The sequence below is a fragment of the Veillonellaceae bacterium genome (assembly GCA_025992895.1).
Taxonomy (GTDB): Bacteria; Bacillota; Negativicutes; order Veillonellales; family Dialisteraceae; genus Dialister.
On sequence record DAJPGA010000001.1, the window covers coordinates 251,007 to 268,614 of the forward strand.

The following is a 17,608-nucleotide window of genomic DNA, read 5'->3' on the forward strand; positions in this document are numbered from 1 at the left end:
CTTCGATGTCGCCCTTGACGTCTTCAGCTGCCGCATCAGATGCATGGATGACGGCATTTCCTGCTGTGCCTTCCATGTTTCCTGTGAGGCTGATCTTGCCGCCAGTGGAAATGAGGGATGCTGTGTTTGCCGCGGTGATGTCTCCGGTGACAGTGACGCTGCCGGCATCTGTCCCTGCATAAGCATCATGACCGCTTGCGACAGCCGGGTTTCCGTCCTTGCCCGTAAGATTGATATCTCCGTCCCTGGCAAGAACCTCTACATCGCCTTCACCGGTCGTTTCAAGCGTTCCTGTGACGTCGATGCTGCCCTTGATCGTAGTCTGGATGGTCGTGCCGCTTGCGGAGCTGACATTACCATAGATGGCAACCGTGCCTTCGCCATTGGAAATATTGGCTGTCTTTGCCGCGGAAATGGAGACTGGTGCTTCGTCTTCCCCGATGATAAGGCTGCCGTAATTGGTTCCGATCGAAACGTCTCCTGTATCCGAGGTGACATTCCCGTAAACGAGGACGTCTCCATACTGCTCGTCGTCCTTGCTGCCAGATGCAGCGATGGAGGCAAGGCCATTCTTTGCGAGGAGGTTTCCTGAAATCTCGACGGAGCCGTTTTCTGCCGTAAGGCTGGCCGCTCCTGCGCCGGTTACATTGCCAATGATGTCAATATTTCCTGCATCAGCATCCATCGCCTGATCATGGGCTTCGATGGTGAGGTCCCCCTTGGTCGTTTCCAGATTTCCTTCATAGCCGATGGAACCCTGGTCTGTGGAAATAGAGGTATCTCCGCCGGCAAGGATGTTTCCTTTCATTTCGATGTCGCCGAGGGTGGTTTGGATAGCAGCGCCAGTTCCGGCCGAGAGCTCGGTCTTTCCTGTTGCCGTACCGATCATGATCTTGCCATTGACGGTGGAAATGTCGAGGAGGCCGCCGGCTGTGACATTGCCCTTGACTTCGATATCGCCCTTGATTGCTTCATCCGGCGATTCATCGTATCCATGGATGACGACGTTTCCTGCCGTGCCTTCCATGTTTCCTGCGAGACTGATCTTGCCGTCTGCGGAAATGAGGGAGGCATTGTTTGCCGCAGTGACGTCTCCGGTGACAGTGATGCTGCCATCTTTCGCTTCTACATAGGCATCATCGCCGCTTATGATGGCCGCCGTTCCGTCAGGGCCTGTCAGCTTGATATCGCCCGTGCTGGAATAGACATGGACGTCGCCGGAAGCATGCAGGGTGCCTTCCTGTGTGATGCCTTCCCCTGCGGTAAGATCGATGGTGCTTTGTGCTTTCCACGGGAGCGGGTACTTCCTCATTGCTGATGTCGTTCGCGCTGAAGAAGAAACGTTTCATCTTGCTCTGTTTTGCCGGGGCCTGGGCAGTGACCGTACCCTTATTGATGATGGCGCCGGTCGTGGTCATAGAGACGCTGCCCGCGGATGCGCTGACGGCACCCTTATTGGTGATAATGCCGCTGTCCGAGGCCATGGAGACGCCTTCTTTGGCAGCGATAGCCCCTTCATTCGTGATGCCGTCTTTGGCGGTAAGGGTAATGTTTCCGCCATTGGCGGTGAGATTGCTGTCTGTCTTGATGGTGCCTTTTCCGTTATCGATGTTGATATAGGTTTCAGCCGTGCCTTCCCCATGGATGATGACGTTGGAAGAGTCGCTCGTGCTGTTGTTCGTCACGGTAATACTGTTTGTCGTGGTTCCTTCTGCGATATTGACGGTGGTTTCCGTGTCGTGGGCGTTTTCGATGAGGACGTCCTTATCCGCTGCCAGAGCCGTCAGGTTGATGGTTCCGAACTTGTTGGCCGTGCCGCTCTTATTCGTCTGCATGTCTACGCCGCCAGAAGCCTTGACGGTGAGGGAGCCGGACTGGATGGTGTTGCTCGTGGTCTGGGTGATTTCGCCGCTTGCTTCCAGCGATGTATCGCCCGTCTCTGCCGTTTCGATGGTGCCGTTGACAAGATGGACTGCGCCAAGGGTCTTGAAGGAAACATTGTCTGCCGTAATGGCGCTCGATACCGCGGAAGTTCCCGTTTCTTCATCTGCAAGGACGCCTGCATCGACAGTTCCTTCGCTTTCGATCTTGAAATCGCCGCCGGCAGTCACTTCCGAGAGGATGAGCGACTTCGATTCCTTGCCGGAGAGGTAGATGCCCTGTCCGTCTGTTTCTGCATGGGCCGAGAGGAGGGCTCCGTTGTTCCGGATGCGGATGCCGTCACCCTCCTTGCCGATGGCACCGTCCTTCGAGGTGAGGTAAATTCTGTCGCCATCGATGTAGCCCATCGTTTTGCCTGTTTCCGTCGTCATGGCGATGCCTGCATCAGAGGTAAGGTATACGCCGGATGCGCCTGCGTTCTGGAGCATCAGCACACGTGCCTCATTTCCTCCCAGCGCCATCTGGTGGAGATAGAGATTCTTCTCCGTGCGCGCATCAAGGCTGCCGGAAATGTTCGTCAGGATGTTCTTCTCTTCGCTTCCGATATCTCCATTGCCGCCTGTGATGATGAGGTTCCTGGCCGTAATGGTGCCGCTTTCCATTTGGACGCCGTTGTCGCTCATGAGCTTGACGTCGGCATTCGTATCGATGTTGCCGGAAATATTGAGCTGCGTGTTCTTGACGCCGGCGAGGTAAATATTGCCTGTGCTGGAGGTGCCGTCCGGGTTGGCAGAGATGTCCACCGTGCCGCTGGCCTTGATGGTGATCGGCCTCTGCTGGCGGACAGTCAGAATATTCTTCTCGTCATCCCATGTCAGGTCGCCTGCCTTTGCCTTTGACAGGATCTGGAGATTATCCTCATTGCTCAGGCTGTCATAGGACATTTCCACGGGAGCATCGTCCGTGCCGATATTCTCTGCCGCCCTGAGCGTGATGTTCCTGCCTTCGATATTTGCTTCTTCGGCAGTGACGACTTCATTTCTAGGTGACGCGTTCAGGATGCTGTCCTGGATCGCATAGAGGAGATCGTTCTGGCTCCAGCCGTAAGAGGTGCTGCTGATGAGCTCGGCAGAATCGAAAATGAGATTTTCTTCCTCTTCGGTGTAGCCTGTGTATCCCAGTTCTGCCAGGAATGCTTTCTTCTTGTTCGTATAATCCTCATATGCATTTTGCAGGGCCAGTTCATTGTCCGGGTTTGCTTTGACAATCTTTTCATACGTATCCTGGGCTTCCTGCATGTCCGTGCTTTCCGCAAAGGCCTTGGCATACGCAGAAGCGGCCGCCTTGTATTCTTCTGCGGTATGGGAAGAAGCCTGCGCGAGCTGCGTTCCCCTTGCATCGAGGATGGCCTGCCGGTCTGCCTTTGCAGCCTCTGCCGATTTTTCACGGCTGCCGGCTGCATCACCTGCATTGATGAGGCCGAGTTCCTTCCATTGTTTTACCTTGTCTTCGCTGCTGGAAATATCCACATTATTCGCAGCCTCTTCAAAGCTGCCACTGGTCGTAAGGACGACATCGCCCGACTTGCTGACGATCCGGCCGATACGCATGTTGCCATTGTCGTTCCGAAGTGTAATATCTCCATCTGCCTGCGCATTGAGGTTGGCCCACAGGAAGTTGTAATCGTCCGCTTCGGATGCCGCATTGGCAAGAGCAGTGATACTGCCGTGATCACTGGTAAGATCGATGCGCTGTCCTTCTATTTTCTTTCCTTCATTCGTCTGGATGCTGTCGTCGGCATGGATGTTCACCGTGCCATTCAATGCGCTGGCATTATTGACATGGAGATTTCCCTGATCCGAGAGGATGGAAATATCGCCGGACGCAGAAGTAATATCGATCGTTGCGTCCGTTCCGGCAGCTGCATGGTCCAGGAATACATCACTTTCGCCGCGGGCCGTCAAATGATCCGTCGTGATGACCCCGTGCGTGCCGCCTTCGATGGATCCTTTTGTACTGGAGAGAGTGACGGTGCCCGTGCTGCTTGCCGAGGAAACATTTCCTTCCAGCTTGATATTGCCGGCACTTGCGACACTGATACTGCCGTTGCCGCTCTTAAGGAAATCAATCGTGATCGGTTTATTGGCATTGATCGAATACGTCGAACTCTTTGCTGTCTCGTACGATTCTTCCCAGGTATGGGTTCTTGTCCCGATGCCGAAGAACTTGCTCTTGTAGTGTCTCTCTACGACCTCCGGCCCGATGTGTTTTGCACCTTGGTAATAGCTTGTCGTCACTTCGTAATCATTGGTCTGAGGTTCCGATGCATTGATGATGACCTGGCCAGACTCTGCCGGGTTTCCATCAACCTTGACAGAACCGATTGATATTACATTCCCCGTCTCGTCTGCCTTAGCGACAAACTCATCCGTTGTATTGTACGTAATACCGCCCCAGAATACGAAGTCTTCCTTATACTGTTTCGTTTCATGCGTTGTTCCGCCAGAGGAACCTCCTGTCCAGATCAGTCTTTGATTCATCGGATTGTAGGTCAGGCTGCCATCACCATTGGCTGCTATGCGCTCTGCGGAGTCAGCATCTCCATCGATTGGCGTGTAGTCATAAGTGATGCCATTATCTCCCATCCGGATTTCCGTCCGCATGTTGGCTGCCGGATCCCTGATGCTGATCAGCCCGTCGACATCCTGATTCTTGACCGTATTGAGGATCAGAGTGCTGCCCTCGCCGGCCGCAGTCGTATCAATATGGATATCTCCCTTGCCGTCCATGGCCAGAATGCGGCCCTTGCCATTGGTGCTTGCCACATTGCCGGCGATATAGATCTTTCCGCCGACAGGCTCGATGTTTTCTGTCACATAATTGTTTGTCGAAGGATTGTAGTAAATCCTCGGCGCATATTCCCAGACTCTTGTCTCTGTATTGTAATGAGCGCCGCCTCCCTCGTTGACAAGGTACTCCTTATCGCCAAGCACCCTGTCATTCGTGAGTTCCGGACTTCCATTTCCCTGCCAGAGGCTCTTGATGGCACTTGTGCGGTTAAGGCTCTCTGTACTGTCGAGGACTGTCTCATACTTGTTGTAGCCGCTCTGGATCAGGCCGTCGATGATGACGTTCTTGGCGGTGAGGTACACATTTTCACCGGCATGGACGCCTGCTCCGTCATCGGCTTCATAGTCACTTTTGGCTTTTCTGATTTCATCAAGTTCCTCGGTTGTCAGTTTCAGAGCATTGGCATTGGAGATGTGGATGGTACTGAGCGCACCTTCCCAATGATATCCGTTCAAAAGCGTGTCGAGAAATTCTTCATACGTGCTTGCCTTTGTCAGCCAGGATACATCTTTGGTCCCTTTCGCAATAGCTTCCGCATTATCGTTGAGGTATGTCTGGATCTTTTTGGCGATGTCTTCGCTGAAGCGGTAGCGCAGGATCGGATTTGACCCGACGACATTCCAGCCGCTCGTTGCCTGTGTGACAGCGCCTTTTTCCGCGCTGATTTCGATCGTCTTGCCTGTGACATTGGCTTTGCTGTCGACGTAAACGTTTTCATTGTTGTTCCTGATGGTGATCTTGCCGCGCGCATTTTCAATATTTCCGAAAACGCCGATATCCGGGCGGGTGATTCTTACCGTATGGCTCACACCCTTGTCATCCGTCATGCTGACATCCTTCCCCACGCCCGTGCTCTGGATGGTGACGCTCGGAGCGATATCGATGAGGCTGCTGCTTTCCATCGTGCCGGTAAAGCCTGCCAGCTCGTCCTTCGATTTCACGGAGACGCCGTCCCTGCGGATTTCGCCGCCTGATTCCTTGAGAACGATCTTGCCCGTCTTCATGTACAGATCGCTCGCATTGGAAATCGTGGCAGAATTGGCGCTTCTGGCCGTGAGGCTGCCCGTTCCCTGGACCTTGTCGGCATCGATATTGATGTTGCCGCCGGAAATGATGATATCCGGAATCGAAGCAGATGCGATTTCCACTTCTCCAAGGATCCTGCCGTTTCTGGTGTATCCGCCTGATTCCATCATAGCGGCCAGCATTTCGGCCCCTGCCTTCAGATTCTTGTGTTCATTCGATTCAACCGGGTACTCGCCCATCTGCCGGAGGAGGTTCATGTATCTTTCATAGAAGGGGTTCGTGAGGGTGACGGTGCCTATTTCGACACTGTCCTTGTCAAACCAGTCCGCCCCTTTGGAGACCGTGACTTCGACCCCGTCCGTATGAAGCGTCGGTGCAATTCCGGCGCCATTGTCGGTGTAGCTGGTTCCGCCGCTGATGGCAAGGTCCAGATCCGTATGGATACCGGCCAGGATGGAGCCGTTTGCACTCAGATCGATATAATTGTCTTCCACCTCATTCTTGATCCGATCGCCATGAGCCGTCGAGGCGACTTCGCCTTCCCCGCCGTCTTTCGTATAAAGCTTATATTCACGGGCGGTCTCTGTGACCGTAGTCACGCCCTTTTCTGCATACAGATTCGTATGGCGGACAGAGCGCACGCCGCCATCGATCAGGAGCTGATTCTTCTGCGTCATGCTGTTTGTGACTTTAGGATCTGTCCAGAGCGGAATGACCGTCCTGTTATAAGCCTCTGCTGAGAGCTCGTAGTTCAGGCTGGACTCATAACGGTTCAGGCTTGCGCCGGCATAGAGGTTCACATCGTTCATACTTTCGATGAGGCCGCCGGAAATGGAGATCTTATTCGAGCGGTCAAGCGTACTATCCGTGCTGCCGGAAGCGGCGCCCGCGATACCGCCCTGCGTATCGGCGACCGTCTTGAAGGCTGCCCTGGTCACGTCAACGGAGGCCATGGTAATATTCTGGTTTTCCTTCGCCGTCTTCAGCGTGGAATCCTTGGCCGTGATGCTGTTGTCATACGTCACATGGCTGGTCGTCGTTGAGTTCGTACTGGGTCCAACGCCTGCACTCTTCGTCTGATTGAGGTAAGCCATCTCGCCTCCCGTCATGGCAAGCACGTCAATGGATCCCTTCGCACCGTTGGCGGAAAGAGCTGCCTTATCCATATTGACCCCTGCCGTATAGGAAAGGGTATTGTCCATCTCGTTGGCCGTCCGGCTGAGACCGCCGTAGCCGCTGCCGCGGAGATTGACCTCTTCGTCGGCCGTATTGTCGGCATAGTAAGACTGCCTGCCGTCTGTTTCAATCGAGCCGGTGACATTCGTCTTTGCCGTATGGGAAATATTCGTCGTCATCTCGGATCCGCTGGCGTTGACGACAGCCGCGCCAAGGGAATTGACGGAAAGATTTGCATCTTCCTTATTCGCCGACTTCGCACTGAAAGCGTCTGCGCTCCAGTTTCCTTTGACGTTCGTGTCCGTATTCTGCGTGAGCCACGTCGTCAGTTTTGCTGCGACCGGGGAAATATTGGCAATCCCTGCGCCCGTGCCATCAGCACTGCCGTCCAGGATGCCCTTTGTGCTGCCTTCGATGGAGACAGTCCCGAGACGGCTTCCGGACTTCATACCGGATGCAGTGACGGATGTCGTGAGCGTTCCCTTGACGGTCGTATCATTCAGGCCGCCCGTTGTGATGCCTGCATTGACGCCGGTCGAGTCGCCGTGGATGCGCGCCTGGTTGGTGCCCGAAATGATGAGGGAATCGGTATCATACTTGCTTTCTCCGATGCTGACGCCGATATCAGACGTTTCTCTGGCATCTGCCAGATTTCCTGAGAAGCCGCCGATATTGCCGGAAACGCCGACTGCCAGCGCACTTACATTGTCATGGAAGGATTTACCATCGGGCTGCTGGTCAAGGTATGCAGAAATATTGACCTTCTTCCCGGCAAAGGAAGAGCCATCCGCTGCCGTGACGTTCGTCCTGCCCGATGCACTCGCATTGGCGACGGATGCGCCTGCGCCAAGAAGGGAGCCTGCGTAGGACCTTGCTTCCGCTTCCGCCCTTGGAGCAGACTTCGCCTCGATAGCAAGGCTTTCGCCGCCCTTTATCGTATTCGCGCCTGTCAGGACGACTGTGCTGTCACCCAGGTCTTTGGCCTCTGCAATCGTGCCCTGCATGGTGAGGGCTCCGACGGCGCCGCCAAGGGCATAAGCGCTGGTGGTATTCGACTTGTCTGCCTTGATGGATGTGGTGCCCGGGCTTGTGATCCTGGTCGTATCGATGGAAACCTTCGTACTGCTGTCATTTTTCGTATCGGACAGCATAACGCCGCCAGATACCAGAAGAGCACCTTCGAGACCGTACGTATTCGTCTTCGTGATTCCTGTGTCTTCCGCAAGGATCGTCGTATTGCCGCTTGCGGATTCCGTGAAACCAGGCCCGTAGTGATTGATGGCGCTTCCTGTGATGCCGATATTCGTCGAGCCGGCAGAGCGGTTGAATGCCAGAGCTGCGCTGAGGGCGCCGCCCAGAGAGATACCTGCCTGGTAGGAATTGACCTCCGTCTTTCCATGCTGCCTGGCGGTGATGGAAATATCCTTTCCTGCTGAAAGGACAGAATGATCGATCGTAATGCCTGCGTCCTTGTCCGCATCAAGGACAGTGACCGTCGCACTGGCGCCCATTTTTCCGCTGACGGTAATGGCCGCAGAGTCCAGTGTGGCATCCGTCTTCCTGTCCGCGGAAACAGAAATCACGCCTTCACCCTTGTCTTTCTCGGAAATGATCGTATTCTTCATGGATACCTGCGTGCCGCCTCCGGTATTCGTCCCTTTTCCTGCGAAGACGCCTGCTTTGTAGACAGGGTCGACTCCATTGTCCTCGCTGATGAGACTCTTCGCGGACTCTGCATTTCCGTCCTGATCGTCCATCGCGCCATTCGCCTTGTCGATCAGCGCCTGTACGTCTGCCGAAGCGCCGTTATTGTCCGAGCTGCCATAGGTATTTGCTGCTTCCGTTCCGATCGTGGTGACCATGACGTTGGCATTGATGCCGAAGCCCCCGATTGTCGCGCCTTCCATCATCTGATTGACATCGATTTCCTCGCGGGACTTGATATCTGCGGTTTTCGCCGTGATCTGGCTTCCCGTCACTTTGGAAAGCGTACCGGTATCGATCGTATTGATGCCTGCGCCGACACCGATGGCAGCATTTCCGATGGAGAGGGATGCCTGCAGGGAATTGAAATCGGTATGGAGTTCATTGTGCGCATCATTCGTAAACGCACTTCCGGCTGTAATCGTGCTGTTATTCGTTTCTGCCGTCGTCTTGCTGTCAAGATTATTGACGGAGACCGTTGCGCCTGCGGCAATGCCGCCAGAGCCTGCAACGCCTGCGACATACGTCTTGACGGTGGTATTGCTGTCTGCCTTGACGCTGACATTTCCAGTATCCTCTCTATCCACATCTTCCTCTGCCGTAATCGTGCTGTTGTCAAGAAGAGCGGATGTGGTGAAATCATCATTCGTGACACCGATGCCCACGCCTGCTGCGGCGCCGGTGGAAATGGCTGCGCCGGCCGATGCGCTGACAAGGGTCGTCTTGTGCGCATGGGAAGCGCTGATATTGAGGCCATTGCTGGTGCTCTTGATATTCTTCACGACGGCCTCTGTACTGCCGCTCAGTTTCGTTGCTGCCGCTGTTGCAGCCACGGATGCGCCGGACGAGCCAGCTGTGACGGCGACGCCGTCCGCATTCGTGACGACGTCAGAAGACTGCTCGGCCGTGACGTCAATCATCCTGCCGTTCACGGTTGGTTTTACTGCCGTGCCTGAAAGTTCCGCGCGCGTTGTGCGGTCAAAGACGAGCGTATCGGAAGCAGCGGCTACGCCGACGCCCGTGCCTCCGCCAATGCCAAGGGAAAGCGAGCCGACATGGCTTTCGCTGTCCGTCTTGTCCACGGCTTTGACGGTGACATCATCGATCTGGTTATTCCTTCTCGTTTCATTGATGGCTGTATCATTCACGACAGCCTTCGTTGCGCCGCCGATCTTATTGACGGTGACTGTGCCTGCTGCGCCGACAGCCGTTCCGCTGCCGGAAATGCCCACGCCGGCCGTCAGGGCGACGCTCTGGAGATCATGCTGGCCATAAGAAGCGACGACGACGCCCTTCCTCTTGTCGCTCACAGTATTTCCATCTTTTGTGACTTCCGTCTTGATGCCATTGACGTCCATGGCCTGGGTCAGATCGACCGTAGTATCCTGATTGCCCTTTGCCGTAAGGCGGGAATTCTTGACATTGGCCTCGGTTGAACCGGTGATTTCATTGTAGCTGAAACCTACGCCTATGCCGGCACCGACACTTTCGCCGCCTGTGGCAACGCCGAATGCGCCTGCATAGTTTCCAAGATTTTCCCTGCCATTGGCAAGGACTGCGATATTTCCGATGCTTTCAATATTCGTATCCGAAGCTTCTGCCTTGACCGTATTTCCGGTCAAATTGACAGCGATATTTCCTGCCACGCCGGCTGTTCCCACGGCAACGCCTGCGCCGATGCCGACGGTCGTGATGGAGCTGTTTCCTGTGGCTTCAATGGTTACATTCTTTGCGCGGATCTTTCCGCCCGTAGCCGATGCTGTCGTATCCTGGCGGATACGGTTCACGGCAACGCCTGCGCCGCCGGCAAAGTCCTTGCTGACTGCTGCCGCAACGGCTGTGGTGACGATCTTGCTCTTGCTGTCGGCTGTGACATCGACATTTCCGCCGATGGTGCTGTCGGTAGCATTGAGGACGCTGGAATTCTTAAGTTCCGCCGTGATGCTCTTATTGACGAGCGCCGAAGCAGCTGCGCCCTGGACAGCGACGCCGCCCGAGCCGCCTGCGCCTACGCCGATCGTCGTCAGCGTGGAGGTATCTTCAGCATGAACGGATGCTGTATCCGTCCCTGCCATGGTCATATTCGTATTGACGAGAGCGGCCCTTGTCTTCTGCGCGCTTTCCTCCGACGTGCCTGCTCCGCCTACATCGTTGTAGACGATGGCGCCGCCGAGAGCGACCTTCTTGCTTCCGCTGACATTGCCGACGACGGCCAGCCTGTAATCACTGCTTGCTGCATTGACACTTACCTTCTTCACGCGGGTCAGTGTTGTTTTATCCTTGGCAACAACAGTTCCTTCCTCGTTTTCTGCCTCGCCGATGACCGCTTCTGTGTCGCTTCCGCCGTGGTTGGCTGCCGAAGTGCCTGCAAAGGCGACCTTCTGGCTCGCTCCGACAGAGGCGCCGATAGCATAGAGTTTTCCTGTATTGGATGCACTGAGGACGAGATCCGTGCCGCCCATGGAAATATTATTGACAGTGCCGCCTGCGAGGTAGGCATGGATCTGGTTGGCCAGCTTATTGTAAGCCAAAGCTGCACCGATGCCTGCCGTTTTGCCATAAGCAACAGAGCCTGCGACATTGACTGCTTTTGCACTGCTGTTTGCCGTGATGGAAAGGGCATCTGTCGTCAGCGTGGAGTCCAATACCTGCGCGAGGACGTCATTATGCTGCGTCGCCCAGTTCACGCTGCCTACGCCGCCGTAATCGCCCGAAGTGGCTGCAATGCCGGCAGAAACGTCGACATTGAGTGTATCTGCTTCGGCCCCTGCTGTAATCGAATTTGCCCTGATTGTGGAATTGTCGATGAGGGCCGCGAAATCCACATCCCTGTCGCCCACATTGACAGCGGCGCCTCCGGCCGTGCCGTTCGATCCGGCAATGACCATGGCTGCGCCCACGCTGAGGCTTCCCTTGTCTTCCGTATCGACGGTTTCCCCTGCCGTATCCAGCCCATTGCCGTCCTTGTAGTAGGAGGATCCATCGATATCCAGCCCTCTCTTTTCCGCGAAGGCTTCATTCTTCTTATAATCGCCCAGCTTGTCCTGGAACGGCTTGGCTTCTTCCGAGCTGGCCGATGTGTCATGCGAAAGGACAGCGACCGAGCCGTCCGCTGTGATATTGGCACCCGAAATGGATGCTGTGGAATTGTTGGTAATGCCGTTATAGACGACAGCGCCCGAGAAGGCCTTGTTGCTGCTGCCTGATTCTTCGCCGGTTTCGCCTGCCGTGCCTGTTCCTGCTGCTGCACCTGACCCTGCTCCTGCTCCCGCTGCATCGCTCAGATCATTGGCTGCGGAGAGGATTGCGTTGCTGCCTTCGGATGGAGTGCCGCTTCCTGCGCCTTCGGAAGAAGTTCCTCCTTCAGAGGATGCGCCGCCTTCACTGCCGCTTCCTTCGCCGCCGGAATCACCGCCAGTCGTACCTGTACCTTCGCCAGTCGTACCTGTGCCTTCGCCGGTCGTGCCTGTGCCTTCGCCGGTCGTGCCTGTGCCTTCGCCGGTCGTACCTGTACCTTCGCCGGTCGTTCCTGTGCCTTCGCCGGTCGTGCCTGTGCCACTGCCTGTATCACTGCCTGTGTCACTGCCGGAAGAGTCCTGGCTGTTCTTGCCCACAGCGACGCCTGCCGATACGGCCGCCGTGATCTGCTTCGTGGCAAGGAGCGTCTTGACATTGGCGTTATTGACATTCGAATACGTGCCGCCCTTGATGGACGCATTGACATTGTTCTTGATATCGGCCACGGTTGCGCTGCCGCCGACGACCGTGCCGCCGCTGACATCGATATCAGCATTGACGCCGCCCGTGATCTGAAGATCGCTTTCATAGGCAGCCACATTGATGTCAGCCTTCGGTGAGGACGAATCCTGATTGAATGTGTCATTTTCCGCCAGAGCCGTAACGTTCTTTGTGACGAAATTGGCCGAGAAGGACGCGCCGCCTGCGAAATCATTGCTTGGATTCTTATTATAGACCAGGTCAAGTCCCAGACCTGCCGCTGCCGTCGTACCGCCGCTCAAGGCTTCGATGTCCATTTTCCGGACACCCGAAAGAGTACTGCCTTTGATGGCAGCATTGATTGTATTCTCTACTTGGTTGACGCCGACAGCGCCGCTGAAGGCCACACTCTTGCCTTCGCTCTTGGACGTGCGGAAGGAAAGCGCCGCACCGCCACTCCATGCGCCGAGGAAGGACGTATCCCTTGCGCCGACATCGACCTCGCCGGTTGCCCCTTCGCTCGTGTCAAGGATGACATTCGCATTGTCGACGAGAGCTTCTGTATAGTTCTTTTCCAGGTTCACGGAAACACTGCCTGCACCTGCCAGGCTGAAAGTGGATTGGGTTCCGGTTTCACCGCCTGTTTCACTGCCGGTTCCAGTCCCAGTACCAGTTCCGGTTCCGCCCTGTTCACTGGTGCCTCCCTGTTCGCCGGTTCCGCCACCAGTTTCGCCGCCGGTTTGACCGCCAGTTTCGCCACCTGATTCAGAGCCGCTGCCTGATCCAGAGCCGCTGCCGCTTCCCGTTTCACCGGAACTGGACGAAGAAGAGCCCGTGGGCGATGTCTCCGAAGAGGTCTGATCAGGAAGCTTCGATCCTCCCTGCTTCGCCTTCGTTTTGAACGACCCGAGGAAATCGACCGTCTTCTTGGAAACGGAGCTGATCTTGTCATTGATGCCCTTCGTCACCTTATTGGAAATGTCGCTGATCTTATCGCCGGCATTGTCGAGGAAATTCCTTTCTTCCTTCGTCTTCTCGCCGTTCGATGACATGCCGCCTGCAATCGTGAGGGCATTCATGAGGCCCGTCGTCTCTGCATTGACGTAGAGATTTCCCGCCTTGATATATCCGGACGTGCCGTTTTCCACATCTGCCTTATTCAAATCCTCAACGGCAGCCCGGTTCGTGACATTGATATTATTGACTGCGACCGACATACCAGCCGCTGCCTTTCCTTTTCCGCCCGTGAAAGCAAGGATACCATTGTTGACATTCGTATCATTATTGGCCGTAAGGGAAACCGTGCCCGTGCTGTCAGCACTTGCGCGTTTCGCATAGAGCTTGGCATCCTTGTCGACCTGGACAACGTTCGAGCTGTCACTGTCCGTGACGGATGCCATGCCTTCAATCCCGCTTCCGGCCGCTTTCCCCGCAGAGAACATGACTCCTATATGGGAAACGTCGGAATCACTGGAAAGCGCCATGTCACCCGCTTCCATGTATGCGCCTTCATCGACCCTCACATGGGCATCCGAATCAAGGCTCTGGTAATTGAAGCTGCCGCCGACGCCGGCGCCTGCTTCCGCAGATGCATCGTTTTTCCAGAAACTAAACTTTCCTGTGACATTGACTTCAGAAATATTTTCCTTGGATGCGAGCGACAGCTTGCCGCCAGCCTTCACGACAGCATTCTTTCCGACATCCAGATAGCTCTTGTAATTGAAATCCGTTACTGTCACGGAAGCAGCCACTGCCTGCTTCGTATCCTGGCCGCCATAAGCAGAGGCACTGGAGGATACATTGGCATAATTGGACGGCGTTGCAAAAGCCATAGCTGCCTCGGCGACGCCTACGGCATCCATGATGATGCTCACGGTATCCGCGGCAAGAGTGACACCGGCAGCGACCGACTGGGCGACGAGCTCAGCGCTCTTTGCCAGGACCGTACCTGTGCCGCTTGCCACATTTCCTACCTTCGTCCAGGTGCTTTCATCATTCATGGCTTCTGCGCTGGCCTTGCCATCCGCATCCTTCATGCCTTCCGTGCTGCTGGACTGGGCGTTCGCCACATTGATGAGAGCCTCTTCCATCTCTGTCGCCGTAGCGTCGAGCTTCGTCCCTGCCGCGCCCGGATCTGCCTTGATTTTTTCCACAGCAAACTTCAGCTTCTTGATGGCCTCGTCGATGCCTGCCTTCATCCTTTCGATGCGGTTGTATTCCATCAGGGCATTTGACGTCATCGTCAGATTGCCGCCCGCATAGAGATTGGCCTTGTGATTGGCATCCCCGTCAGCAAGAAGGATTTTTGCCGTCTGGTTCATGCCGCCATAAACGACACCCGCAGAAATCGTCGTGGGATCCGTCGTTCCGTCGTCATTCTTGAACGTATTCGAAACAGCAGCCGAATGGAGCATCGTATCCTGATTGATCGTGTCCGCACTGATCGCAAGATTTCCTGTGTCAGACACACTCGCCGTATTTACAATGCTCACAATGGCCGTATTATCTTCATCCGCCACAACGACAGAGGCGCCGGCAGAAAGGGTGCGCGAAAGCTTCTGATCCCAGGAAGTCTTTGGAGACTCTGCCGGCTCTTCCGGCTTCGACGGATCCTTCTTCTTATCGCTGCTGAGAAAGCCTTTGACGCCCGTTATGAGTGAGTCTACGATAGGAATCTTCTTGGCCGTATCCGTGATGCTCTGCAGATCAATAGCCGCATCGCGCTCATTCTGGGCCGTCGTTTTCCCCTGCGCATTATCTGCGGAAACTGTATTGGAATGGAGAATATTCTTTGCGGAAATATCCGTGTTTCCGGCGCCAGAAATCGTGCCATTCACCGTAAGGGCTGCATCACTGTCATGCATCATCACATTGACGGCACTGCTAATCACCGTTTCATCCGATGCTTTGGCCGCAGCTGTGGAAACGATCGTATTTTCCGTCGTCGAGGAAACACCGATGCCGCCATTGGCCGCGGAGAGAGTCCCGTTGATCGTCACTGTGGAATTATTTTCATGGTCGGATATAACGACGGCAGCCGCTGCTACCGGGGAGCCCTCCGTCGTCTGGCCGTCTCCGGTATCGGTCGATCCATTGGAAACTGGATCCGTGGGAATGGCATCGTTGGAAACCGCAGCAAGGATTGCATTCGTCCCGCTGCCAGCATCACCTGAGCCGCCCCCAGCGCCAGCATCACCGCTTGCACTGCCAGAGCTTCCGCCCGCATCGCCACTGCCGCTGGTGCCAGCATCACCACTGCCACTGGAGCTGCCGCTTCCTCCCGCATCACCACTGCCGCTGCTCGTGCCGGTTCCGCCTGTGGTGCCCTTATCGCCGCCTTCTGCAGTCTGCTCTACCCGGTTGCCCTTCTTGACCGTTTCAGAAGCCTCATTTTTCAGAGACGACTTAGCCTGTGAAATGACCTGCAGCGTTTTATCCGTTTCGGAAGTTCCTGTCCCGGACGCCTTCACACTGCCATCGATCGTCACATAGGCATTATTCTTCACCTTTGCATATGCCACAGCAGCAGAGGGGATGGCGGCTGGAATCGACTTGGAAAACTTGCTGCCCGATGCCGACGCATTGACAGTCGCCTGCATATTGGCGATGGACTCGACCGTGACATCCTGGCCTTCCACACTGGCACCCTTGCCGATCGTGACATCCGATTCGCCCTCAAGGATCGCTACATCAGCCCCCATTGGCACGATAAAGCTAAGGAGAGTGCCTGCCTTATCCGTAAAGGAGGAATTATTATCCAGGTACGTATTATCCGAATGGGCCTTGATCGTGACATCCTTTCCTGCTTTCACGCTGCCCTGGATATCTGCATACGCCTTCGTCTTGGCATACGCACTCGAATCGGCCGCGGCGACAAGATCGCCCTCATACTTCTGATGCGCTTTCACCGCCTGTTCCTTCTTCAGCAGTGCCAGATCAAGATCGCCATTCGTAGCCGTCGCACTCAGCACGACATTTCCCGTGCCTTCGATCGTACCGTAATTTTCCACCTTCGAAACAATCGTCTTCGGAAGACTTCCGTGCATGCCAAGCTCAGTGCCCAGATTCTGGAACATCTGGTCATCGCTGTTGTCGCGGGTATATTCATTCTTTGCCGCAAGGACGATATCCCCATTTCCTAAAGCTTCCGCCTGAAGACTCGTAAGCCCCGCTGCTGCCTTCTGCGCATCTGTCAGATTGACAAGACTGCTGAAATCCGCGACACCCGTCTGAATCTTCGCCGTATCCACGACGCTCTCAGGCATTGTCCCGAAAATATTCAATTCCGAACTGTTCTTGCCGACAGAAATGACCGGTGCATACATCTTCACATCGCCCGAAGCATTGATCTTGCCGAGCATCGTGATCGTGCCCATCGTATTCAGCGGAATCGCAAGAGTCCCTGCCTGGATATTCGCCAGCATGGAATCCCCCGCGGTCCCGTTGTAGAAATTGTCCGTCAGATTTGCAAAATTCGTTTCATACGCCTTATCGCCGATATATTCAGAATCCATCGGCGTCATGACATAAAGAGACCCCACATTGAGGACCCCGCCTGAACCGACCGTCATGCCTTCAGGCGAAAGGAAGTACACATTTCCTCCGATATGATGATTGTGGATGGCATTGAGCGTACCGTTGATCTGGATACGATTGTTGACAAAATTGAGCAGATTGCCGACTTCCTTGTCCGGCGCCTCTGCCGTATGGAAATAAAGATTCACCCTGTCCGTATTCTCAAGCGTGAAATCCTTGAACTTATTCACGCCGTAAGACGCCTGATCCTTAGGGAAATACGCCTTCTGCGCCGTGATATCATACACATTGCCCTTCTGCGCATAAGGCTTTTCCGAACCATCCGTAATCTGCGATGCTTCTACCGCGTAAGGATTCAGCATCATCCCTGCCATCGCCGCAGCCGAAAGAATCCGGAGCGAAAGAAGCCTGTCCGCTCCGCCATGCGCCTTCCGGCGCGATCCCTTTACACTATTTCTATACCTTCCCATAAGTCACGCCCCCTTGGCACACACCGGCGAAAGACAAACCCGGCCGGAACTTTATACCAGATGCCGGATCCGGCATCCCTATCCTTCGAGAGCCCCAATCCCCGGGCTCCTGTAAATAAATACCTTCCATATTCCCAACCCGCCTTCCCGACGAAATCGCAGCACCCCTGAAAAGAGCGCACAAAAGCTACTTATCCATTTATAGTATAGAAAAAACTAAATCCTAAAATAACTATCCGAAAGTATAC

General features: G+C 55.1%; 1 protein-coding gene. It reads right to left on the reverse strand.

Annotation, left to right across the window (positions count from 1 at the left end; genetic code table 11):
* Positions 1 to 1,166: 1,166 nt before the first annotated feature.
* Complete coding sequence (locus tag OIM03_00985) at positions 1,167 to 17,360, reverse strand: leukotoxin LktA family filamentous adhesin (protein ID HJI72857.1); 16,194 nt, start codon at positions 17,358 to 17,360, stop codon at positions 1,167 to 1,169.
* Between the last annotated feature and the right edge of the window lie 248 nt (positions 17,361 to 17,608).